Annotated in this window: 18 protein-coding genes and 1 riboswitch; of the genes, 9 read left to right on the forward strand and 9 right to left on the reverse strand. The window is 74.3% G+C overall.

Features of this window, described 5'->3' with window-relative positions; translation table 11 throughout:
• The first annotated feature begins 154 nt into the window (after positions 1 to 154).
• From ACGH52_RS10970 to ACGH52_RS10980, 3 genes are read left to right on the forward strand one after another with little or no spacing between them, the layout of a single operon-like run.
• Positions 155 to 1,192 carry a MoxR family ATPase gene (locus ACGH52_RS10970; RefSeq protein WP_059299062.1) on the forward strand — a complete coding sequence of 346 codons (1,038 nt, stop codon included), beginning with the start codon at positions 155 to 157 and terminating at the stop codon, positions 1,190 to 1,192.
• Positions 1,192 to 2,556: a DUF58 domain-containing protein gene (locus ACGH52_RS10975; RefSeq protein ID WP_399938780.1), complete on the forward strand. Its 1,365-nt coding sequence runs from the start codon at positions 1,192 to 1,194 to the stop codon at positions 2,554 to 2,556. Before ACGH52_RS10970 ends, ACGH52_RS10975 begins: the two co-directional genes overlap by 1 nt.
• Positions 2,553 to 4,943, forward strand: coding sequence for a DUF3488 and DUF4129 domain-containing transglutaminase family protein (locus ACGH52_RS10980; RefSeq protein ID WP_399938782.1), 2,391 nt, complete (start codon positions 2,553 to 2,555; stop codon positions 4,941 to 4,943). Before ACGH52_RS10975 ends, ACGH52_RS10980 begins: the two co-directional genes overlap by 4 nt.
• 495 nt (positions 4,944 to 5,438) lie before the next feature.
• Here the strand turns inward: ACGH52_RS10980 and ACGH52_RS10985 are convergent, their stop codons facing one another.
• The 3 genes from ACGH52_RS10985 to ACGH52_RS10995 form a co-directional block, all read right to left on the reverse strand.
• Positions 5,439 to 5,846, reverse strand: coding sequence for a spore wall synthesis complex protein (locus ACGH52_RS10985; RefSeq protein ID WP_011028137.1), 408 nt, complete (start codon positions 5,844 to 5,846; stop codon positions 5,439 to 5,441).
• Between the two features lie 277 nt (positions 5,847 to 6,123).
• Positions 6,124 to 6,951 carry a methyltransferase gene (locus tag ACGH52_RS10990; RefSeq protein ID WP_059299059.1) on the reverse strand — a complete coding sequence of 276 codons (828 nt, stop codon included), beginning with the start codon at positions 6,949 to 6,951 and terminating at the stop codon, positions 6,124 to 6,126.
• Positions 6,952 to 7,102: 151 nt separating this feature from the next.
• Positions 7,103 to 7,690 (reverse strand): SAV_6107 family HEPN domain-containing protein, encoded by a 588-nt coding sequence (locus ACGH52_RS10995; RefSeq protein WP_171987116.1) that lies wholly within the window; start codon positions 7,688 to 7,690, stop codon positions 7,103 to 7,105.
• A 184-nt stretch (positions 7,691 to 7,874) separates the two neighbouring features.
• Here ACGH52_RS10995 and ACGH52_RS11000 point away from each other — a divergent pair, with 184 nt between their 5' ends.
• The gene (locus tag ACGH52_RS11000; protein WP_059299057.1) at positions 7,875 to 8,504 is read left to right on the forward strand and encodes a TetR/AcrR family transcriptional regulator; all 630 of its coding nucleotides are present in this window, start codon (positions 7,875 to 7,877) and stop codon (positions 8,502 to 8,504) included.
• A gap of 459 nt (positions 8,505 to 8,963) precedes the next feature.
• Positions 8,964 to 10,484 carry a phytoene desaturase family protein gene (locus ACGH52_RS11005; protein ID WP_399938785.1) on the forward strand — a complete coding sequence of 507 codons (1,521 nt, stop codon included), beginning with the start codon at positions 8,964 to 8,966 and terminating at the stop codon, positions 10,482 to 10,484.
• Between the two features lie 67 nt (positions 10,485 to 10,551).
• Here the strand turns inward: ACGH52_RS11005 and ACGH52_RS11010 are convergent, their stop codons facing one another.
• The 6 genes from ACGH52_RS11010 to ACGH52_RS11035 form a co-directional block, all read right to left on the reverse strand.
• The gene (locus ACGH52_RS11010; protein WP_399938787.1) at positions 10,552 to 11,547 is read right to left on the reverse strand and encodes a hypothetical protein; all 996 of its coding nucleotides are present in this window, start codon (positions 11,545 to 11,547) and stop codon (positions 10,552 to 10,554) included.
• Between the two features lie 56 nt (positions 11,548 to 11,603).
• Positions 11,604 to 12,527 carry a methylenetetrahydrofolate reductase [NAD(P)H] gene (gene metF, locus ACGH52_RS11015; RefSeq protein WP_076973917.1) on the reverse strand — a complete coding sequence of 308 codons (924 nt, stop codon included), beginning with the start codon at positions 12,525 to 12,527 and terminating at the stop codon, positions 11,604 to 11,606.
• Positions 12,528 to 12,653: 126 nt separating this feature from the next.
• Positions 12,654 to 13,328 (reverse strand): thiamine phosphate synthase, encoded by a 675-nt coding sequence (thiE, locus tag ACGH52_RS11020; RefSeq protein WP_210975522.1) that lies wholly within the window; start codon positions 13,326 to 13,328, stop codon positions 12,654 to 12,656.
• A gap of 125 nt (positions 13,329 to 13,453) precedes the next feature.
• Positions 13,454 to 13,819 (reverse strand): Rv2175c family DNA-binding protein, encoded by a 366-nt coding sequence (locus ACGH52_RS11025; protein ID WP_059299052.1) that lies wholly within the window; start codon positions 13,817 to 13,819, stop codon positions 13,454 to 13,456.
• A gap of 41 nt (positions 13,820 to 13,860) precedes the next feature.
• Complete coding sequence (locus tag ACGH52_RS11030; RefSeq protein ID WP_210975521.1) at positions 13,861 to 15,141, reverse strand: NAD(P)/FAD-dependent oxidoreductase; 1,281 nt, start codon at positions 15,139 to 15,141, stop codon at positions 13,861 to 13,863.
• A 32-nt stretch (positions 15,142 to 15,173) separates the two neighbouring features.
• Complete coding sequence (locus tag ACGH52_RS11035; protein ID WP_121703870.1) at positions 15,174 to 15,524, reverse strand: hypothetical protein; 351 nt, start codon at positions 15,522 to 15,524, stop codon at positions 15,174 to 15,176.
• Between the two features lie 52 nt (positions 15,525 to 15,576).
• A riboswitch (TPP riboswitch) is annotated at positions 15,577 to 15,688 on the forward strand.
• Here ACGH52_RS11035 and thiO point away from each other — a divergent pair.
• From thiO to pknB, 4 genes are all read left to right on the forward strand, one after another.
• Positions 15,686 to 16,879, forward strand: a complete 1,194-nt coding sequence (gene thiO / locus ACGH52_RS11040; protein WP_399938790.1) for a glycine oxidase ThiO — start codon at positions 15,686 to 15,688, stop codon at positions 16,877 to 16,879. (Overlaps the previous riboswitch by 3 nt.)
• Positions 16,876 to 17,076: a sulfur carrier protein ThiS gene (gene thiS, locus ACGH52_RS11045; RefSeq protein WP_052841451.1), complete on the forward strand. Its 201-nt coding sequence runs from the start codon at positions 16,876 to 16,878 to the stop codon at positions 17,074 to 17,076. Before thiO ends, thiS begins: the two co-directional genes overlap by 4 nt.
• Positions 17,077 to 17,078: 2 nt before the next feature.
• The gene (locus tag ACGH52_RS11050; protein ID WP_210975520.1) at positions 17,079 to 17,873 is read left to right on the forward strand and encodes a thiazole synthase; all 795 of its coding nucleotides are present in this window, start codon (positions 17,079 to 17,081) and stop codon (positions 17,871 to 17,873) included.
• 171 nt (positions 17,874 to 18,044) lie between these two features.
• Positions 18,045 to 19,955 (forward strand): Stk1 family PASTA domain-containing Ser/Thr kinase, encoded by a 1,911-nt coding sequence (pknB, locus tag ACGH52_RS11055; protein WP_399938792.1) that lies wholly within the window; start codon positions 18,045 to 18,047, stop codon positions 19,953 to 19,955.
• Positions 19,956 to 20,024 lie beyond the last annotated feature (69 nt).

Genomic DNA, 20,024 nt, shown 5'->3' on the forward strand with positions numbered 1-20,024 from the left:
ACGGCGGCAAGAATGCGGGAAGTGGTGTCGCACGGAACTTTTTCCGCGCGGCGTCCGTGATTCGGGGTGGGCCGGTCCTCGGTGCGGGGCCGGCCCGGCAAGTTGGGGAACCTCCACTTCCCAGGGAGTGCGGGGAAAGGCCGAGGAGGGCCGGGTGACGACCTATGACGATCGAGCGAGCCTCACTGATTTGACCGCGGTGGTGGAGCGGGTACGCGGTTCGGTGGAGGACGTGATCGAGGGCAAGCCCGAGGTCGTACGGCTCTCGCTGACCGTGCTGCTGGCCGAGGGGCACCTGCTGATCGAGGATGTGCCGGGGGTCGGCAAGACCATGCTGGCCAAGGCGCTGGCGCGGTCCATCGACTGTTCGGTGCGCCGGATCCAGTTCACTCCGGACCTGTTGCCCTCGGACATCACCGGGGTGTCCATCTGGGACCAGCAGCGCCGGGACTTCGAGTTCAAGCCGGGCGCGATCTTCGCGCAGGTGGTGATCGGCGACGAGATCAACCGCGCCTCGCCGAAGACGCAGTCGGCGCTGCTGGAGTCGATGGAGGAGCGCCAGGTCACCATCGACGGCCAGACCTACGAGCTGCCCGCCCCCTTCATGGTGGTGGCGACGCAGAACCCGGTCGAGATGGAGGGCACCTACCCGCTCCCGGAGGCCCAGCGGGACCGCTTCATGGCCCGGGTCTCCATCGGCTATCCGAGCCCGGAGGCCGAGCTGCAGATGCTCGACGTGCACGGCGGGGTCAACCCGCTGGACGACCTGCAGCCGGTGGCCCACGCGCACGAGATCCTGAAGCTGATCGAGGCGGTCCGCGGCGTCCACGTGGCGGACCCGGTCCGGCGGTACGCGGTGGACCTGGTCGCCGCCACCCGCTCCCACCCGGACCTCAGACTCGGCGCCTCGCCGCGTGCCACGCTGCATCTGCTGCGCGCGGCGAAGGCGTCCGCCGCCCTGAGCGGCCGGGAGTACGCGCTGCCGGACGACGTGCAGGCCCTCGCGGTCGCCGTCCTGGCCCACCGGCTGCTGCCGACCGCGCAGGCCCAGCTCAACCGCCGCACCGCCGAGCAGGTCGTCGAGGAGATCCTGCAGCGCACCCCGGTGCCCGCGGCGCCCCAGCAGCAGACGGGCTTCGGCGTGGGCCGCGGCACGCCGGCGTACGGTCAGCAGCCGCCGCGGAGGCTGTGATGGACGCCGGGGGGACGGACCGGTCCGAGGCCGACCGGGGCGAGGGCGGCGGCGTCCGGACCGCCCTGGCCGGTCTGACCACCCGCGGGCGCTCCTTCCTGGCCGCCGGCATCGCGGCCGCGGTCTGCGCGTACGTCCTGGGGCAGAGCGATCTGCTGCGGGTCGGGCTGCTCCTGGGCGCCCTGCCGCTGGTCTGCGCGGCCGTGCTCTACCGCACGCGGTACCGGGTCGCGGGCAGTCGCCGGCTCTCCCCCGGGCGGGTGCCCGCGGGCAGCGAGGCCCGGGTCCATCTGCGCGTGGACAACGTCTCCCGGCTGCCCACCGGTCTGCTGATGCTCCAGGACCGGGTGCCCTACGTGCTCGGTCCGCGCCCCCGCTTCGTACTCGACCGGGTGGAGCCCGGCGGTCGCCGCGAGGTGTCCTACCGGGTCCGCTCCGACCTGCGCGGCCGTTACCCGCTGGGCCCGCTGCAGCTGCGCCTGACCGACCCGTTCGGCCTGTGCGAGCTGACCCGGGACTTCTCGTCGTACGACACGCTGACCGTGATCCCGCGCGTGGAGGCGCTGCCGCCGGTGCGGCTGAGCGGCGAGGCGAAGGGGTACGGCGAGGGCCGACAGCGCTCGCTCGCCCTGGCCGGCGACGACGACGTGATCCCGCGCGGGTACCGGTACGGCGACGACCTGCGCCGCGTGCACTGGCGCTCCACCGCGCGCTACGGCGAGCTGATGGTGCGCCGCGAGGAGCAGCCCCAGCGGGCCCGCTGCACGGTGCTGCTCGACACCCGGGTCGTGGCCTTCGAGGGCGGGGGCCCCGACTCGGCCTTCGAGTGGGCGGTGTCGGGCGCGGCGTCCGTGCTGGTGCACATGCTGGAGCGGGGCTTCTCCGTCCGGCTGCTCACCGACAGCGGCAACTCGGTGCCGGGCGAGGGCGCGGACGGCTTCGCGGGAGCGAGCCAGGGCACGGCCGACGCGGCCGGGCTGATGATGGACACCCTCGCCGTGATCGACCACTCCGACGACACGAGTCTGTCGCGGGCGTACGACGTGCTGCGCGGCGGGAACGAGGGGCTGCTGGTGGCGTTCTTCGGCGACCTGGACGAGGAGCAGGTCCAGGTGGCGGCCAAGATGCGGCAGCGCAGCGGCGGCGCCGTCGCCTTCGTCCTGGACAGCGGGACGTGGGCACGGGAACCGGGCGGGGTGCCCGGCCCGTTGGACGAGGGTGCGGAGCGGCTGCGGTTGCTCCGCGAGTCGGGCTGGACCGCCGTGACCGTCCCGCGGGGCGCCACCGTGGAGGAGCTGTGGCGCCTGGCCGACCACGAACGCACCACCCTCACCACGCCGACCGGCGGAAAGGGGACGCGATGAGCGGGCGGGCGCGGTTGGCCGTGTGTGCCTGGGCGGCCACCTTGGCGGCGTCCTGTGCGTTGTTGCCGTTGGTCGAGCCGGCCACGTGGATCCTGCAGGCGGCGGTCCTGCTGGCGGTGCAGTCGGGCGTGGGCGCGGTGGCGCGGCGGGTGCCGCTGGCCCGGCCGCTGACCATCGCGGTGCAGGCCCTGGTGACGCTGCTGCTGCTGACCCTGGTCTTCGCCCGGCAGCAGGCGTTCGCCGGACTGGTCCCCGGCCCGCAGGCCTTCCAGCGCTTCGCCGACCTGTTCCAGCAGGGCGGCGACGACATCGCCCGGTACGCGATCCCGGCGCCGTTGGAGTCCGACGGCATCCGGCTGATGCTGGTCGGCGGCGTCCTGGTGATCGGGCTGCTGGTGGACGCCCTCGCGGTGACCTTCCGCAGTGCCGCCCCGGCCGGACTGCCGCTGCTCGCCCTCTACTCGGTGGCCGCGGGGCTGTCCGAGGGCGGCGCCGACTGGCTGTGGTTCCTGGTCGCGGCGGTCGGCTATCTGGTGCTGCTGCTGGCCGAGGGGCGTGACCGGCTCTCGCAGTGGGGCCGGGTCTTCGGCGGCTCGGCGCGCGTCCCGGGCTCGGAGCAGGGGCGTGCCCTCGCCCCGGTCCGCACCGGGCGGCGCATCGGCGCCTTCGCGCTGGGCATCGCCCTGGTGGTGCCGCTGGCGCTGCCCGCGATGGACGGCGGGCTGCTGGACAGCGCCCGCAGCGGTGTGGGCTCCGGCACCGGGGGCGGCGGCACGATCTCCGCGGTGAACCCGCTGGTCTCCCTGCGGGACAGCCTCAACGTCGACGAGGACCGCCAGGTCCTCTCCGTCCAGACGGATTCCGAGGACCTGTCCGGCCTGTACTTGCGCATCGTGTCCCTGGACGACTTCGACGGCACCACCTGGAAGCCGTCCAAGCGGCACATCACCGCCGTGCCGGACGGCACGTTCCCCACCCCGGCCGGGCTCGGTCCCGAGATCAAGCGCACGGAGTCCCGGACCCTGGTGTCGGCCGCCGACTGGTACGCCCAGGACTGGCTGCCCATGCCCTACCCGCCCAGCGGCGTGCGCGTCGCGGGCAACTGGCGCTACGAACCCGTCGGCATGACCCTGGTCGGCGATCACGGACAGAACACCCGCGGGCTGCGGTACGAGGTGCGCAGCCTGAACGTGCAGCCGACGGCGGAGCAGCTCGCCGCGGCGCCCCCGCCGTCGGCGACGCTCCTGCGCGAGTACACGCAGCTGCCGGACTCGCTGCCCGCGGTGGTCTCCCAGACCGCCCGCGACGTCACCGCGGGCGCCGCCAACCCCTACCAGCAGGCGGTCAGGCTCCAGGAGTACTTCGCGGTCAACGGCGGCTTCGAGTACGACACCCAGGTCAAGGTCGGCAGCGGCTCGGAGGCGATCGCCCGGTTCCTGAAGGACAAGGAGGGCTTCTGCGTCCACTTCTCCTTCGCCATGGCGGCGATGGCCCGCTCCCTGGGCATTCCGGCCAGGGTCGCGGTCGGCTTCGCGCCGGGCTCTCCGCAGGCGGACGGCTCGGTGTCCGTGGGGCTGCGGGACGCGCACGCGTGGCCCGAGGTGTACTTCGAGGGCGTGGGCTGGACCCGCTTCGAGCCGACGCCGACGCGTGGCTCGACCCCGGCGTACACCATCACGGACCGGCCGGGCAGCTCGGTGCCGGACCCGGCCCTGCCGTCGCAGAACACGGAGGCGGAGCCGTCGGCGGAGCCCTCGTCGAGCGACGCCTGTTCCCCGCAGGACAAGAAGCTGGACGCATGCTCCACCGAGACCGCGGCGGCCCTGCCCGTCACCGGCGGCGACGGACCGAAGTGGTACGCGCTGCTGGCCTGGGCCCTGGGCGGGCTCGCGGTGCTGCTGATCCCGCTCGCGCCGATGCTGTGGCGGCTGCGCGTCCGGGCGGTACGGCTCGGGTCGCACGGCCGCGGTGCGGCGGACGTCGGCCCGCACACCCTCGCGGTGTGGCAGGAGCTGACCGACACGGCGTGGGACCTCGGCATTCCGCCCCAGGAGTCGCAGACGCCGCGCAAGGCGGCGGCCCGCGTCGTCCGGCTGGGCCGGCTGGAGCCGACGGCCGCGCAGGCGGTGCACCGGGTGGCGGACGCCGTGGAGCAGGTCCTCTACGCGCCCCATCCGCGCCTGACGGCGGGGCTGACGGAGGACGTCCGCCTTGCGACCGCCGGTCTGCGCGACGCGGTCGGCCGCGGCACCCGGCTGCGTGCACGGTTCGCCCCACGTTCCGCCATTCGGGTGACCTGGGCGATGTCGGCCCGCTGGACGGCCCTGAAACGCCGAGCCGCGGCGACCCGACCGGTATGGCGAAAAACGTCGGACCAACAGGGCTGAGCCCCACCGACCGGACGGCCAAGACCGTCGGCCGACGGGGCCCACCCCGTCGGCGGGGTGAGCTGAGCCCGTCGACGGCTGAGCTGAGCCCATCGGCGGGTAGGCGAAGCCCGCCACTCGGGCGGCTGAGCCCGTCGTTTGCCGGGACGGAGCCCATCGGCGGTGGGGCTGAGCCGCTGCCCCGGGCGGGCTGACCCCGTCGGCCGGTGAGGCTGAGCCCGTCGGCGGGGTGGGCTGAGCCCGTCGTTTGCCGGGGCGAGCCCGCCGGCCGGTAGGCGCAGCTCTCTGATCTGGTGCCTGAGCCCGTCGGACGGCCGGGCAGAACTCAGCGCGGGGAGGCACAGCCCGCCGGTCGGGTGACTGAGCACGTCGAGGGGCTGAGAAGGTGGCCCCTGGGCATTCTCAGGGGCTCCTGGGTGTGCGTGAGGGGGTGACCACCCGGACGGTGGTCACCCCCTCACGCGGATGTCCTGGTGAGCGGCTGCTCCGGCGGCGCTACTGGCCGCCCTGCTGCTCATCCCTGCGGCGCTGCCAACGCTCGTCGATGCGGTCCATCATGGAGCGTTTCTGTCGTCCTTGGCGGCGCGCTGCCTGCGGACCGGCACCGGCCGCCTGCTGCTGCTCGCCCGGCTTGGGGGCCTTGCGCCAGCCGGTCACGGCGAGCACCGCGCAACCCAGCATGACGAGGAAGCCCACCACACTGAGCCACACCTGCTGGGCGACCATACCGGCCATGAGGAGCGCAATACCTACGAGGAAGCCCGCGACCGCCTGGTAGACCCGTCGCCGGGTGTACGTACGCAGCCCGCTTCCCTCGAGCGCTGTCGCGAACTTGGGATCTTCGGCGTACAGCGCTCGCTCCATCTGCTCGAGCATGCGCTGCTCGTGCTCCGAGAGCGGCACGGAGTCCTCCTCATCGTGCAGTCGCCGGGGCGACCCGGGGGGTCCCTTCAGGATAGGCAGGGAATCGCCCCCGTGAAACCCGCCCCTCTGCGCCAATTGACCAACCGGACTCCGTCATGGCCGTACCGGCTCGCTGAAGTTCCCATTCCCCAGCGGCCGACCCGTCATGCCGGGCGGTCTCCTTCGATCATACGGCGACTGCCCCCCGTTCGGGGGGCCTGTGGCGTACTCCATCTGCAGTCGCGTCCCTGATCAGGGCCTCACCCCACCGGTCGGCTCAGGCCCCGTCGGCCCCTCGCGTCTCACCGAGCACATGGAGCTGAGTGGCCACGGAGTGGAACGCGGCGAGTTCGGCCGCCGCGGCCTCCAGCTTCAGCAGGGCGTCCATGGCGCCGGGCTCGGTGTCCACCAGCACGCCGGGGACGAGGTCGGCGAAGACGCGTACGCCGTGCACGGCGCCGATCCGCAGCCCCGCGGCCTCGACCAGCCCGGTGAGCTGCTCGGCGGTGAACCGGCGCGGCACCGGGTCACCCGTGCCCCAGCGGCCGTCCGGGTCGTCCAGGGCCTGCCGGGCCTCCGTGAAGTGACCGGCGAGGGCACGCGCGAGCACGGCCCCGCCCAGCCCCGCGGCGAGCAGGCTGAGGACGCCGTCCTCGCGCAGCGCCGCCACCGCGTTGCGCACGCCCTCCGCGGGGTCGTCCACGTACTCCAGGACGCCGTGGCACAGCACCGCGTCGTAGCCGCCGCGCTCGACCACGTCGAAGAGGCCGCGGGCGTCGCCCTGCACGCCCTTCACGCGCTCGGCGACACCGGCCTCGGCGGCCCGGCGCTCCAGCGCGAACAGGGCGTTGGGGCTCGGGTCCACGACGGTGACGCGGTGGCCGAGGCCCGCCACGGGCACCGCGAAGTTGCCGCTGCCGCCGCCGGTGTCGAGGACGTCCAGCGTCTGGCGGCCGGTGGCCTTGACCCGGCGGTCCAGAGCGTCCTGGAGGACGTCCCAGACCACGGCGGTGCGCAGGGCGGCCCGGGAACGGGAGGGCTCGGAGCGGGGAGCCGCCGGGTGCGGTCGGGGCTGGGAGGCGGGCGGGCGCATCGGGTCCGACACGGCAGTTGACTCCTCGGCGCGGCACCGCCTCGGACACGGGCGGAGCGGAACGGGCTGCCGCCCCCGGCCCGGTGCGGGGCGGGGGAGGCTTCAGGCGCCTCCCACCCTATTGCCTACGCCGCGCCGGCCGGGCACCCGTTTCGTCACCCGCTCATCCGGCGTCCGGCAGGTCACGGCCCGGACGACCGGCGTCGGAGCGGGCGGGCCGCTCGGGGCCCGGTGGGTCCGCGTCGGGCCGGGGCTGGGGCAGGACCGGCTGGAGGACCAGCATCCGCTCCACCAGGCGCAGGAACATCGCCACGTCGCGTATGAGGTCGTCGGCGTCCCGGGTGCCCGCGGCGCCCTGGATGCCCGCCTCGGCGCGGGCCCGGCGCCGTGCGCCGGAGGCGAACAGCGCGCTCCAGTCGGACAGCTCGGGCGCGATCTCGGGCAGCACCTCCCAGGCACTGCGGATGCGGGCCCTGGCCCGCGGGCTGGTCTCCGGGCGGCCGCGCGCGGCCAGCACGGCGGCGGCGGTGCGCAGGGCGGCGAGGTGGGCCGTCGCGTACCGCTCGTTCGGCGTCTCGAGGGCGGTGGCCTCCTCCAGTCCGGCCCGGGCCTGGGCGAGCAGGTCGAGGGCGGCGGGCGGGGCGGTCGTCCGGCGGAGCACGGGGTGCACGTCGCTCGCCGGTCCGGTCAGTGAGGGTGCAGGGCCGGCTGCGCGGCGCCGCCGGGCGGCGGCTGCGGACGAGTGGGCCATGACGATCCTCCTGTCGTCTCCGTGACGGCACACTCCTGGCAGGAGGTGCCGTATGTGCCCATCGTGAGGTATGGCACTGACAATCCGTTCTGACCTGGACTTTTGTTTCGATCGACAGTTCGGTTCGGGTCGTGGGCGGGCCTGCGGTGAACGCGCCGTGCAGGGTGCTGTGAGAATCGGGACCATGGAAAGCAGCAGCACCGCCTCGCAGCGCGGCAGCCGTCGCGAGGCCACCCGGCAGAAGCTCTACGAGGCGGCGGTCACCCTCATCGCCGAGCAGGGCTTCTCCGCCACCACCGTGGACGAGATCGCCGAGCGGGCCGGGGTCGCGAAGGGCACGGTCTACTACAACTTCGCCAGCAAGTCCGTCCTCTTCGAGGAGCTGCTGCGGCACGGTGTCGGCCTGCTGACCGCCTCGCTGCGCCAGGCCGCGGAACAGACCGCCCGGGAGGGCCGCGACCGGGTCGACGCGCTGGACGCGATGATCCGCGCGGGGCTCGTCTTCATCGACCGCTATCCGGCCTTCACCCAGCTGTACGTGGCCGAGCTGTGGCGCACCAACCGGGCCTGGCAGTCCACGCTGCTGGTGGTCCGGCAGGAGGCCGTGGCGGTGGTGGAGGGGGTGCTGCGCGCGGGTGTGGCGAGCGGTGAGTTCAGCGAGGAGATCGACGTGCCGCTGACCGCGGCCGCGCTCGTCGGCATGGTCCTGGTGGCCGCGCTGGACTGGAAGGCGTTCCAGCCGGAGCGCTCCCTGGACGACGTGCACGCCGCGCTGTCGCGGCTGCTCCAGGGGCGCGTGAGCGGCCGGGGCTGACCGGGAAGGGGCGGGCCCGCGCGGGTCGCGCGGGCCGCGCACGAAGAACGCCGGTCCGTGGTGGCCGCGTCCCCCGCGGGCCGCCGTCGGACCGGCGCCTTCTCCTGCTCCCCCGTACGTCCCCCCGTCGGAGCTCCCGTCGCCGGTCGTCCCTCCGGGCTCCCCCGTGCCTCGCTCCCGCCGACCACGGTCGGCGGAAGGAGCGGATCGCGGGCCCGGCTCCGTTCCGGCGCCCCGTGCCGCCGGTTCCGGAGCCGTGCCCCTCTCCGTGTCTCCACTCTCTCGTTCCCGCTGGTCGCAGCCCATCCGCCCGCGTACTCATCTGCCGTACTAGGTACAGCTACTCAGCCCTGGGCACCCCGCCCCACGGCGCGGCGCCGCCGACCGGTCATCTGGACGCCCGTTCCGGTACTCAGCCCTCGCACGGCGGTGTCGGTGGCGGCGGATAAAGTCCCTGGCATGGCACGGATTGCGGTGATCGGCGCCGGGATGGGCGCCATGGCGGCGGCCGCCCGGCTGGCCGTCGCGGGCCACCGGGTGGTGGTGTACGAGCGGACACGGACGTACGGCGGGGCCCTGGGCCGGTTCGAGCGGGACGGGTTCTCCTTCGACACCGGCCCCGGTCTGCTCCCGCTGCCCGCGGTCTGGCGCGATCTGTTCGTGAAGACCGGCAAGGAGCCGCTGGAGTCGTGCGTCGAGCTGGTCCAGGTCGACCCGTCGTCCCGGCACGTGTTCGCCGACGGCACGGAGGTCTCGCTGCCGAACGCCTCCCGCGCGGGTGTCGTCGCCGCCCTGGACGCGGCACTCGGTGCGGACGCCGGGCGGCGCTGGGGCGACTTCCTGGTGCGGGCCAGGGAGACCTGGGACCGCACGCGCCGCCCCCTGCTGGAAGAGCCGCTGTGGCCGAACTGGCGGGTGCTGGCCGAGCGCGAGCCCTATCCGGCGGTCCCGCACAAGCGGCTGCTGCGCACCCGGCGGGCGGGCACGCTCGCCGAGGTCGGTGCCTGGGAGCTGCGCGACGCCCGGCTCGCCGCCCTGCTGGAGGGCCACGCGCTCGCCCACGGCCTGGACCCGCGCACCGCCCCGGCGAACGCCGCGGTCCTGCCGTACATGGAGTACGCGTTCGGCGTCTGGTACGTGCGCGGCGGCGGGCTGCGGGAGCTGGCCCGGGCGGTGTACGAGCGGTGTCTGGCCCGCCGGGTCGAGTTCCGCTTCGAGGCGGAGGTCACCGGGATCGTCGAGAAGGACGGCCGGGTGGCGGGCGTGGAGCTGGCCGAAGGGGCTTTGGCGGAGGCCGAGTTCGTGGTCTCCGGCGTGGCGCCGGAGGTACTGGACCGCCTGTGCGGCGGATCGACGGTGCGCGGCGAGGACGACGTGCCGGCGCGGCGCGGCGGGTCGAGCCGGCTGACGGTGCTGCTGGCGCTGCGGGGCTGCCGCCCCGGGGGCACGGCGCACCGGACGGTGGTGCACGCGGCGGACCGTGAGGCCGAGTTGGACTGCCTGTTCGGCGCCGCTCCCGCGATGGCCGCGCGGCCCACCGTCACCGTCCTGCGGCCCGACGACCCGGCGTTGGTCCCGGACGCGGACCACGAGGCGGTGACGCTCAGCGCGACGGTGCCCGCCCTGGGCGGCGAGTCGGACCGGGCCACCAGGGAGGTGTTCGGCCATCAGGCCGAGCGCCTGATCGACGTCGCCGCGCGGGCGGTGCCGGACCTGCGCGACCGCCTCCTGTGGCACGAGGTGCGCACCCCGGCCGAGGTCGCGGCGGACACCGGCGTGGCGGACGGCGCGGTTCCGGCGCCCGCGCTCGCGGGCGCCGGCGGACGGCTGCTGCACCCGGCGAACGGCACGCGCACGGAGGGCCTGTTCACCGTCGGCGGCTGGTCGCACCCCGGCGGCGGTCTGCCGCACGCGGGGATGTCGGGCGCGCTGGTGGCCGGACTCGTGGTGGAGGGGCCGGAGTTCCGCGGCTCCCAGTGAGCGGCCGCCGGGCCGGTCACCGGGCGCCGAAGGCCCCGGCGGCGGACCGGGACCTCAGGAAGGCTCCTCAGTAGCGGTACTGCTCGTCGTAGCCCTGGCCCTGCCCCTGCGGCTGGCCGTCGCCCTGGTAGGGGTACGGCTGCTGCTCGGGCGGGAGTTCGCCGCCGTAGGGCTCGTCGGTGCTGCGCTGCTGCGGCACCCACACCCCGCCGGCCGGGGTCTCGCCGCCGTAGCCGCCGGGCGTGCCGGTGGCGTACTGGTCCTGCCCGTAGCCCTGCTGGCCGTAGTTCTGCGCACCGGTCGTGTCGTAGCCGCCGGTGTCGTACGTCCCGCCGCCGTAGGTGGGGGTGCCGATGTACGGGTCGGAGTAGGCGGCGTACTGCTGCTGGGCGCCGGTGTCGTAGCCGTAGTCCTGCTGCTGGCCGTAGCCGGAGTAGTCGTAGGCGTAGGCCTGGTCGGCGCCCGGCGCGGTGGCCGCCTGCTGCTGGCCGGTGCCGTAACCGGCGTCGGTGTACACGCCGTACGAGTTGGTGTCGTCCGGCATGGGCTGCGGTTCGTAGACGGCGGTGGTCTCCGCGGCCGAGGGATCGGCGGTGGGCCGGGCCGGGGTGAAGACGTCGTCGCGGTCGTAGTCGTCGTGCCCGTACGGCGGGACGTCCTGACCCTGACCCTGGGCGTGCGCCTGGGCGCGCTCGTCGTAGCCGTCGTGGGGGCCCCGGTCGCCCTCGGCGGGTCCGAGCCCGGAGACCTCCGACGTCGGCTCCTGGCGGCCCCGTTCGGGACGCCCGCGCTTGCCGACGAGGCTCGCCGGGGCGTTGACCGCCCAGCCCGCCTCGAAGCCGCGGCGGAACGACAGCGTGACGTAGGTCTGGCCGACCGCGAAGGCGGCGGCACCCAGACCGATGACGAGCACGTTCGACATCAGCACGCCGGCGACGACGCCGACGAAGCCGCCGAAGGCGAGCAACCGCCAGCGCAGCCGCGCCTTGTACTGCAGCAGCACCTCGCCGAGCAGCCACAGCGCGACGACGCCGAACGCGATGTAGAGGACCGTCCAGCCCATGTACGCCCCTCTCCCAGTGACCGTTACGCAGTGTGTCGCAAATACGTGCGGCCGGTCTAGGCCCGCGGTGGGTGGTGCAGGCCCAGGTTCTCGTAGATTTCCAGGGTCGCCGTGGAGTTGTTGAGCGTGATGAAGTGCAGTCCGGGCACACCTTCGGCCAGCAGCCGCGCGCAGAACTCCGTGGCGAACTCGATGCCGATCGAGCGTACAGCCGCCGGATCGTCCTTGGCTGTGAGGATCCGCTCTTTCAGCTCCGGCGGGAACGAGGCGTTGCTGAGCTTCGGCAACCTCTCCAGCATCTTCACACTGGTCACCGGCATGACCTCGGGGATGACCGGGGTCGCGCAGCCCGCCGCGGCGACCCGGTCGCGCAGCCGCAGGTAGGACTCGGGCTGGAAGAACATCTGGGTGATGGCGTAGTCGGCGCCGGCCCGGCACTTGTCGACGAAGTGCGCCACGTCCGTGTCCCAGTCGGCGGAGCGCGGGTGCATCTCCGGGAAGGCGGCGACACCGACGCAGAAGTCGCCCGACTCCTTGATGAGTCTGACCAGTTCGGCCGCGTACGTCAGGCCTTCGGGGTGCGCGATCCAGTCGGCGCCGGGGTCGCCGGGCGGGTCGCCGCGCACGGCCAGCATGTTGCGGATCCCGGCGTCGGCGTACTGGCCGATGATGTTGCGCAGCTCGGCGATGGAGTGGTCGACGGCGGTGAGGTGGGCCACCGGGGTCAGCGTGGTGTCGGCGACGATCTGCTGGGTCTCGCGGACCGTGCCCGCGCGCGTGGAGCCGCCGGCACCGTAGGTCACGGAGACGAAGTCCGGGGCCACGGCCTCGACCCGCCTCAGCGCGCTCCACAGGTTCTTCTCGCCCTTGGGCGTCTTCGGCGCCGAGAACTCGAACGAGTACGTCGTCTTGCCGGTGGCGAGGATGTCACGCACCGTGCGGGCGCGATCAGTCCTCGTGCTTGCGGTTCCGAGGGCCATATGGGCAGGTTAGCCAGGGTGCGGCGGTCACCCAACCGGATGCGGGATATTTGTCCGCATTGTCGAGTTGCTGTCCACCCTTTGGACACCTGCCCGTCAGGGACGACGCGCCGCGACGGCGTGCGGCTACGCCGGGGCCGGGGCCGCCTGCCGCAGCCGCTTCGCGAACTCGGCCGCCGCCGCGCCCGGGTCGTCGGCGGCGGTGATCGCGCGGACGACGACCACGCGCCGGGCGCCCGCGTCCAGCACCTCGTCGAGGTTGCCGAGGTCGATGCCGCCGATCGCGAACCAGGGACGGTCGGTGCCCAGCGCCGCCGTGCGGCGGACCAGGTCGAGGCCGGGTGCGTGGCGGCCGGGCTTCGTGGGGGTCGGCCAGCAGGGACCGGTGCAGAAGTAGTCCACGCCCTCCTGGGCGGCGGCTGCGGCGGCCTCGGACTCGGCGTGCGTGGAGCGGCCGACGAGGACGTCGGCGCCCAGGATCGCCCGGGCGGCGGGCACCGGCAGGTCGCCCTGGCCGAGGTGCAGCACGTCGGCGCGGGCGGCGTGGGCGACGTCCGCGCGGTCGTTGACGGCGAGGAGCTTGCCGTGGCGGGCGCAGGCGTCGGCGAAGACCTCCAGGTGCTCCAGCTCCTCGGCCGCCTCCATGCCCTTGTCCCGCAGCTGCACGATGTCGACGCCGCCGGCGAGCACGGCGTCCAGGAACTCGGGCAGGTCGCCCTGGCTCCGGCGGGCGTCCGTGCACAGGTAGAGCCGGGCGTCGGCGAGCCGGGCGCGGGCGGTGGTGGCGGCGGTGTCGGGCATGCGGGTGTCCCCCCGGTCAGGTGGCGTGGGCCCGTGAAGGGCCGCGCGATGGTGGCGTACGGGCACGGGCGCCCGGCGTGCGGAGCCCGCACGCCGGGCGGTGTGGCGGATCGGCGGGGGGTCGGTCAGACGGCGAGCGCCTGGGCGCGGCGCTTCACCTCCGTACCGCGATTCTCGGTCAGGGCCTGGGCGGGGGTGCCGGGCAGGCTCGGGTCGGGCGTGAAGAGCCACTCGAGCATCTCCTCGGCCGTGAAGCCGTCGTCCCGCAGCAGCGTCAGGGTCCCGGCCAGGCCCTTGACGACCTTGTCCTCGTCGATGAAGGCCGCGGGGATGTGCAGCGCGCGGTTCTCACCGCGGCGTACGGCGATGAGCTGGCCTTCCCTGATCAGCTGGCGCACCCGGGTCACCTCGACACCGAGCATCTCGGCGATGTCGGGAACGGTGAGCCAGGCGGGTACGAGAGCATCGGTCTTTGCGTCAATCTCGGTCACGCCTCCAGCCTGCCACCTGGCACTGACAGTCGGAAACCCGACTACGCCGTCGCCGCCGTCGCCGCCTTCAGCGGCTTCGCCGGGTCGGTCAGCAGCTCCGGGTCCATCGGCGTGCCCGCCTGGATCAGGCGCTTGCCCTGCGCCAGGTCGCGGGGGCGGCCCACCGCCAGCAGGGCGACCAGGCGGCCCTCGCGCAGCCAGCAGACCGTCCACGCCGGGCTCGCCGGGTCGCCGCGCCACAGGGTGGTGTCGGCGGCCGTGTGATGACCGGCGTACTGGACGAAGCGGCCGAACTGCTCGGACCAGAAGTACGGCACCGGGTCGTAGGCCGCCGGGGTCTCACCGGCCGGGGCGCCGACGATGTCGGCGGCGACCGTGCGCGGGCCCTGGAGGGCGTTGTCCCAGTGGTGCACCAGGAGCCGCTCGCCGTAGCGGGCGGACGGGAAGGAGGCGCAGTCGCCGACCGCGTGGACGTCCGGCGCGGAGGTGCGCAGACGGTCGTCGGCCAGGACCTCGCCGTGCGCGCCGAGGGCGATGCCGGAGCCGGCCAGCCAGCCGGTGGCGGGGCGGGCGCCGATGCCGACGACGACCGCGCCGGCGGCCAGCCGGGTGCCGTCGTCGAGGACGACCCGGCCGGGCTCACCGGGGCCGCCCGGCTCGACGCGCTCCACGCGCGCGCGGGTGCGCAGTTCGGCGCCCGCGTCGGCGTACCAGGCGGTCATCGGCGCGGCGACCTCGGCGGGCAGCGCGTCGGCCAGCGGGCGGTCGGCGGCCTCCACCACGGTCACCGCGCAACCCGCCTCGCGCGCGGCGGTGGCGAACTCGGCGCCGATCCAGCCCGCGCCGACCACCACGATGTCGTGCTGCCGGGTGAGCACCGGCCGCAGCCGCTCGGCGTCGTCCAGGGTGCGCAGCAGGTGCACGCCGGGCACGCCCTCGGCGCCCGGGAGGTGGACCGGTTCGGCGCCGGTCGCCAGGACGAGGACGTCGTAGGGCACGGGCCCCTCGGAGGTGTCCAGGACGTGCTCGCCGGGGCGGACGCCCAGGGCCTCGCAGCCCAGCCGCAGGGTAATGCCGAGCGCCTCGAAGTCGACGTCGAAGGCGGAGCCCTCCGCGGTGCCGAGCAGGACGGCCTTGGACAGCGGGGGGCGGTCGTACGGTTGGTGCGGTTCCGCGCCGATCAGGGTCACCGGGCCGGTGAAGCCCTGTTCGCGCAGGGCCACCGCGGTCTGCACGCCCGCCATCCCGGCGCCCACGACGACCGCGCGCCGCTCCGCGTCCGCCGCCGGTCCCTGTCCCCGTTCCCGCGTCTGCTCGCTCACCTGATCACCATAGACACCCGGCGTGTGGCCGGTCAGTGCCCGTGCGCGGTGAGCTGCTCCACCACGCTGGTCCCGCTGCCCGGCTGCGACTCCCACTCCCAGCTCTCGTCCAGTCGCACGCGCCCGTCCGGCAGTTCGACGACGGTGGACACGCAGTGCCCCGACGACGTGCTGCCGTCGGTCTTGAGCTGCACGTACCGGAAGTCGAGGCGGTCGCCCTCCCTGGTGCCCACCAGGTGCCCGCGGACCACGTCACCGCCCGCGTACTCGGCCCACACGGCGCCGTCCTGCTCGTGGTAGGTGAACCGGGTCCGGGTGCCCACCTGGCCGGGGGCCTGGTCGGCGACGGGGGCGAGGACGAGGCCGTCGAGTGAACGCGCCACGGGTGGAGGCTCCCTTACACGTGAGTTGCGCTGCGGGCTAGGGTGGCCAACGTAAGGCACTCGCGGGAGCCCGGACGCACCGGGCTGAGAGGGAGGCTGGCGGCCTCCGACCGTACGAACCTGATCCGGGTCATGCCGGCGAAGGGAGGGGCTGGACGCCCATGTCGTCTCCACCACACACGCCTCGTACGTCACGTACCCCCGACGTCCTCGTCCTCGGCGGCGGGATCATCGGGCTCGTCACCGCCTGGCGGGCCGCGCAGCGCGGGCTGGTCACGGCCCTCGTGGACCCCGAGCCGGGCGGCGGGGCGGCCCAGGTGGCGGCCGGGATGCTGGCCGCCGTCACGGAGCTGCACTACGGCGAGGAGAGGCTGCTCGCGCTGAACCTCGCCTCGGCCCGCCGTTACCCTCAGTTCGCGGCCGAGCTGACCGAGCTGACCGGCCAGGACCTCGGTTACCGCCGCTGCGGCACGCTCGCCGTCGCGCTGGACGCCGACGACCGTGCCCACCTGCGCGAACTGCACGCGCTCCAGCAGCGCTCCGGCCTGGAGTCGGAGTGGCTGTCGGGGCGCGAGTGCCGACGTCTGGAGCCGATGCTCGCGCCGGGCGTGCGCGGAGGGCTCCGGGTGGACGGCGACCACCAGATCGATCCCCGCCGCCTCGCCCGGGCGCTGGTGGCCGCCTGCGCACACGCGGGCGTGGCCTTCCACCGGGTGTGGGCCGAGCGGCTCACCGTCGGGCCCGGCGACCGCGCCACGGGCGTCGTCACCGCCGACGGCACCGCGCTGGAGGCCGGACAGGTGGTGCTGGCCGGGGGCAGCCTGAGCGGGCGGCTCACGGGCGTGCCGGAGGCCGTACTGCCGCCGGTGCGGCCCGTGAAGGGGCAGGTGCTGCGGCTGGCCATGCCGCGGACGCCGGGGCCGCTGCTGAACCGGACCGTGCGTGCCGTGGTGCGCGGCAACCACGTCTACCTGGTGCCCCGGGAGAGCGGCGAGCTGGTCGTCGGCGCCACCAGCGAGGAGCTGGGCTGGGACACGACGGTCACCGCGGGCGGCGTCTACGAGCTGCTGCGCGACGCGCACGAGCTGGTCCCCGGCATCACTGAGCTGCCCCTGACGGAGACCCGCGCGGGTCTGCGCCCCGGCTCACCGGACAACGCCCCGCTGCTCGGCCCGACCGCGCTGGACGGCCTGCTGCTCGCCACCGGTCACTACCGCAACGGCGTCCTGCTCACCCCCGTCACCGGCGACGTCATGGCGGACGCCCTGACCGGCGGGGAGCTGCCCGAGGAGGCCCGCCCCTTCAGCCCCCGGCGCTTCGCCACCGCCCCCGCACTCTCGGAGCAGCCCGCATGAACATCTCCGTCAACGGCGAGCCGCGCGAGGTGGCTCCCGGCACCGCCCTGGACGCGCTGGTGGGCACGCTCACCCGGGCGCCGTCCGGAGTGGCCGCCGCCCTGAACGAGACCGTCGTCCCGCGCGCGCGGTGGTCCGCCACCGCGCTGTCCGAGGGCGACCGTGTCGAGGTCCTCACCGCCGTCCAAGGAGGCTGACCATGGCCGACGATCCCTTTGTCCTCGGCGGCACGACGTACGCGTCCCGCCTGATCATGGGTACGGGCGGGGCGCCCAGCCCGGACGTCCTGGAGCGCGCGCTGGTGGCCTCCGGTACGGAGCTGACGACCGTCGCGATGCGGCGGGTGGACGCCTCGGTGCACGGCTCGGTGCTGTCCGTGCTGGAGCGGCTCGGCATCCGGGTGCTGCCGAACACGGCCGGCTGCTTCACCGCCGGGGAGGCGGTGCTCACCGCCCGTCTGGCGCGCGAGGCGCTCGGCACGGACCTGGTCAAGCTGGAGGTCATCGCCGACGAGCGCACCCTGCTGCCGGACCCGATCGAGCTGCTGGACGCGGCGGAGACGCTGGTCGACGACGGTTTCACCGTCCTGCCGTACACCAACGACGACCCGGTGCTCGCGCGGAAGCTGGAGGACGTCGGGTGCGCGGCGATCATGCCGCTGGGCTCGCCGATCGGGTCCGGGCTCGGGATCCGCAACCCGCACAACTTCCAGCTGATCGTGGAGCACGCGCGCGTGCCGGTGATCCTGGACGCGGGGGCCGGTACGGCGTCGGACGTGGCGCTGGCGATGGAGCTGGGGTGTGCGGGTGTGATGCTCGCCTCGGCGGTGACGCGGGCGCAGGAGCCGGTGCTGATGGCTGCCGCGATGCGCTCCGCGGTGGAGGCGGGGCGGCTGGCCCGGCGGGCCGGGCGGATTCCGCGGCGGCACTTCGCCGAGGCGTCGTCTCCTGCGGAGGGCTTGGCGGTACTGGATCCGGAGCGGCCCGCTTTCTAGCGGAGCGGCGCTGAGGCTGGGCGGGAGGGCGCAGCCCGGCGTGACGGGATGCCGCTGCGCCCACCCGTGCCGCCCCAGCGGCACGATTGCCCGCAGCTAAGTGCGTCACAGTCCCGCCCCGATTCCGGTCGGCGACGCGGGGTGTCTGTGGTGGCTCGTAGACTCACCTGCGTGGACACGACCCTTCTGGACCCCCTCGTCGGGCAGGTGCTCGACGGCCGGTACCGCGTCGAGGCGCGGATCGCGGTCGGCGGGATGGCCACGGTCTACCGGGCCGTGGACACCCGCCTGGACCGCGTGCTCGCGCTGAAGGTGATGCACCCGACGCTCGCGACCGACGCCACCTTCGTCGAGCGGTTCATCCGCGAGGCCAAGTCGGTGGCCCGGCTCGACCACCCCAATGTCGTCCAGGTCTTCGACCAGGGTGCCGAGGGGGCGTACGTCTACCTGGCGATGGAGTACATCGCGGGCTGCACCCTGCGGGACGTGCTGCGCGAGCGCGGGGCGCTCAGGCCGCGGGCCGCGCTGGACATCCTGGAGCCGGTCCTCGCCGCACTGGGCGCCGCGCACCGGGCGGGGTTCGTGCACCGGGACATGAAGCCGGAGAACGTGCTGATAGGCGACGACGGCCGGGTCAAGGTCGCCGACTTCGGCCTGGTCCGCGCCGTGGACACCGTCACCAGCACCACCGGTGCCGTCCTCGGCACCGTCTCCTATCTGGCGCCCGAGCAGATCGAGCAGGGCACCGCCGACCCCAGGGTCGACGTGTACGCGTGCGGTGTCGTCCTGTACGAGATGCTGACCGGCGCCAAGCCGCACGACGGGGACTCGCCCGCCGCGGTGCTCTACAAGCACCTCCACGAGGACGTGCCGCCGCCGTCGGCGGCCGTGCCGGAGCTTGCGTACGAGCTGGACGAGCTGGTCGCCGCGGCCACCGCGCGCAACCCGGAGATCCGGCCGCACGACGCCGTGGCGCTGCTCGCGCGGGCCCGCGAGGCGCGTGAGGCGCTGAGCGCGGACCAGCTGGACGCCGTCCCGCCGCAGGCGCTCGCCGGGGAGCACGACAACGGCGAGGACCGCACCAGCGTGATCCCGCGCGCGCTGACGATGCCCCGGCCGCTGCCCGTCAACGAGGACAACCACACCAGCCGGCTCGCCGCTCCCCCGCCGGACCCCGCCCCGTCCCGGCGGCTCCGGCTGCGCCGCGGGCCGCTGGCGATCGTGGTGGCCGTCCTGCTGGTGCTCGGGGTCGGCACGGGCGTCTGGTACATCAACTCCGGCCAGTTCACCAAGGTGCCGCCGCTGCTGTCCAAGACCGAGGCACAGGCCCGGGACCGGCTGGACGACGCCGGTCTCGACGTCGGCAAGGTGCGGCACGCCTACAGCGACACCGTGGAGCGCGGCAAGGTCATCAGCACCGACCCGGGGGTGGGCGACCGCATCCGCAAGAACGACTCCGTGTCGCTCACCGTCTCCGACGGCCCCGACACCGTGAAGCTGCCGGACGTGACGGGCTACAAGCTGGACAAGGCCCGGACGCTGCTCGAGGACGAGGGGCTGGAGCCGGGCATGGTGACCCGGGCGTTCAGCGACGAGGCGGCCAAGGGCTTCGTGATCTCCACCAAGCCCGGGTCGGGCACCACGGTGCGCGCGGGCTCCGCCGTCGCCCTGGTCGTCAGCAAGGGCAGCCCGATCGACGTCCCGGACGTCACCGGCGACGACCTGGCCGACGCGCGGGAGGAGCTGACCCGGGCCGGTCTTGAGGTGAAGGTCGCCGCCGAGCGGGTGAACTCGGAGTACGACAGCGGCCAGGTGGCCAGGCAGACGCCGGAGCCGGGCGGCCGGGCGGCCGAGGGGGACACGGTGACGCTCACGGTGTCCAAGGGCCCCCGGATGATCGAGGTCCCGGACGTGGTCGGGGACAGCGTGGACGACGCCAAGCGGAAGCTGGAGGACGCGGGCTTCGAGGTGGACGAGGACCGCGGTCTGCTCGGACTGTTCGGCGACACCGTCAAGAAGCAGTCCGTGGACGGCGGGGACACGGCTCCCGAGGGCTCGAGCGTCACCATCACGATCCGCTGACGGCAGCCGTCCGAACCGGCCGAACAGGCCGAACACCTGGCCAACCGGCCGTACGCAAAGGGTTGTTGC

Origin of the sequence: Streptomyces sp. BBFR25 (assembly GCF_044590125.1) — a bacterium.
GTDB classification, from domain to species: Bacteria; Actinomycetota; Actinomycetes; order Streptomycetales; family Streptomycetaceae; genus Streptomyces; species Streptomyces canus_D.

What these genes read in the sequence shown, in the direction of transcription:
- thiE (WP_210975522.1), bottom strand. Translation starts at nt 13,328, where the DNA reads ATGCCCGACACCGCCGCCACCACCGCCCGCGCCCGGCTCGCCGACGCC.
- thiS (WP_052841451.1), top strand. Translation starts at nt 16,876, where the DNA reads ATGAACATCTCCGTCAACGGCGAGCCGCGCGAGGTGGCTCCCGGCACC.
- ACGH52_RS11005 (WP_399938785.1), top strand. Translation starts at nt 8,964, where the DNA reads ATGGCACGGATTGCGGTGATCGGCGCCGGGATGGGCGCCATGGCGGCG.
- ACGH52_RS10980 (WP_399938782.1), top strand. Translation starts at nt 2,553, where the DNA reads ATGAGCGGGCGGGCGCGGTTGGCCGTGTGTGCCTGGGCGGCCACCTTG.
- ACGH52_RS10975 (WP_399938780.1), top strand. Translation starts at nt 1,192, where the DNA reads ATGGACGCCGGGGGGACGGACCGGTCCGAGGCCGACCGGGGCGAGGGC.
- ACGH52_RS11050 (WP_210975520.1), top strand. Translation starts at nt 17,079, where the DNA reads ATGGCCGACGATCCCTTTGTCCTCGGCGGCACGACGTACGCGTCCCGC.
- thiO (WP_399938790.1), top strand. Translation starts at nt 15,686, where the DNA reads ATGTCGTCTCCACCACACACGCCTCGTACGTCACGTACCCCCGACGTC.
- ACGH52_RS11000 (WP_059299057.1), top strand. Translation starts at nt 7,875, where the DNA reads ATGGAAAGCAGCAGCACCGCCTCGCAGCGCGGCAGCCGTCGCGAGGCC.
- metF (WP_076973917.1), bottom strand. Translation starts at nt 12,527, where the DNA reads ATGGCCCTCGGAACCGCAAGCACGAGGACTGATCGCGCCCGCACGGTG.
- ACGH52_RS11010 (WP_399938787.1), bottom strand. Translation starts at nt 11,547, where the DNA reads ATGGGCTGGACGGTCCTCTACATCGCGTTCGGCGTCGTCGCGCTGTGG.
- ACGH52_RS10995 (WP_171987116.1), bottom strand. Translation starts at nt 7,690, where the DNA reads ATGGCCCACTCGTCCGCAGCCGCCGCCCGGCGGCGCCGCGCAGCCGGC.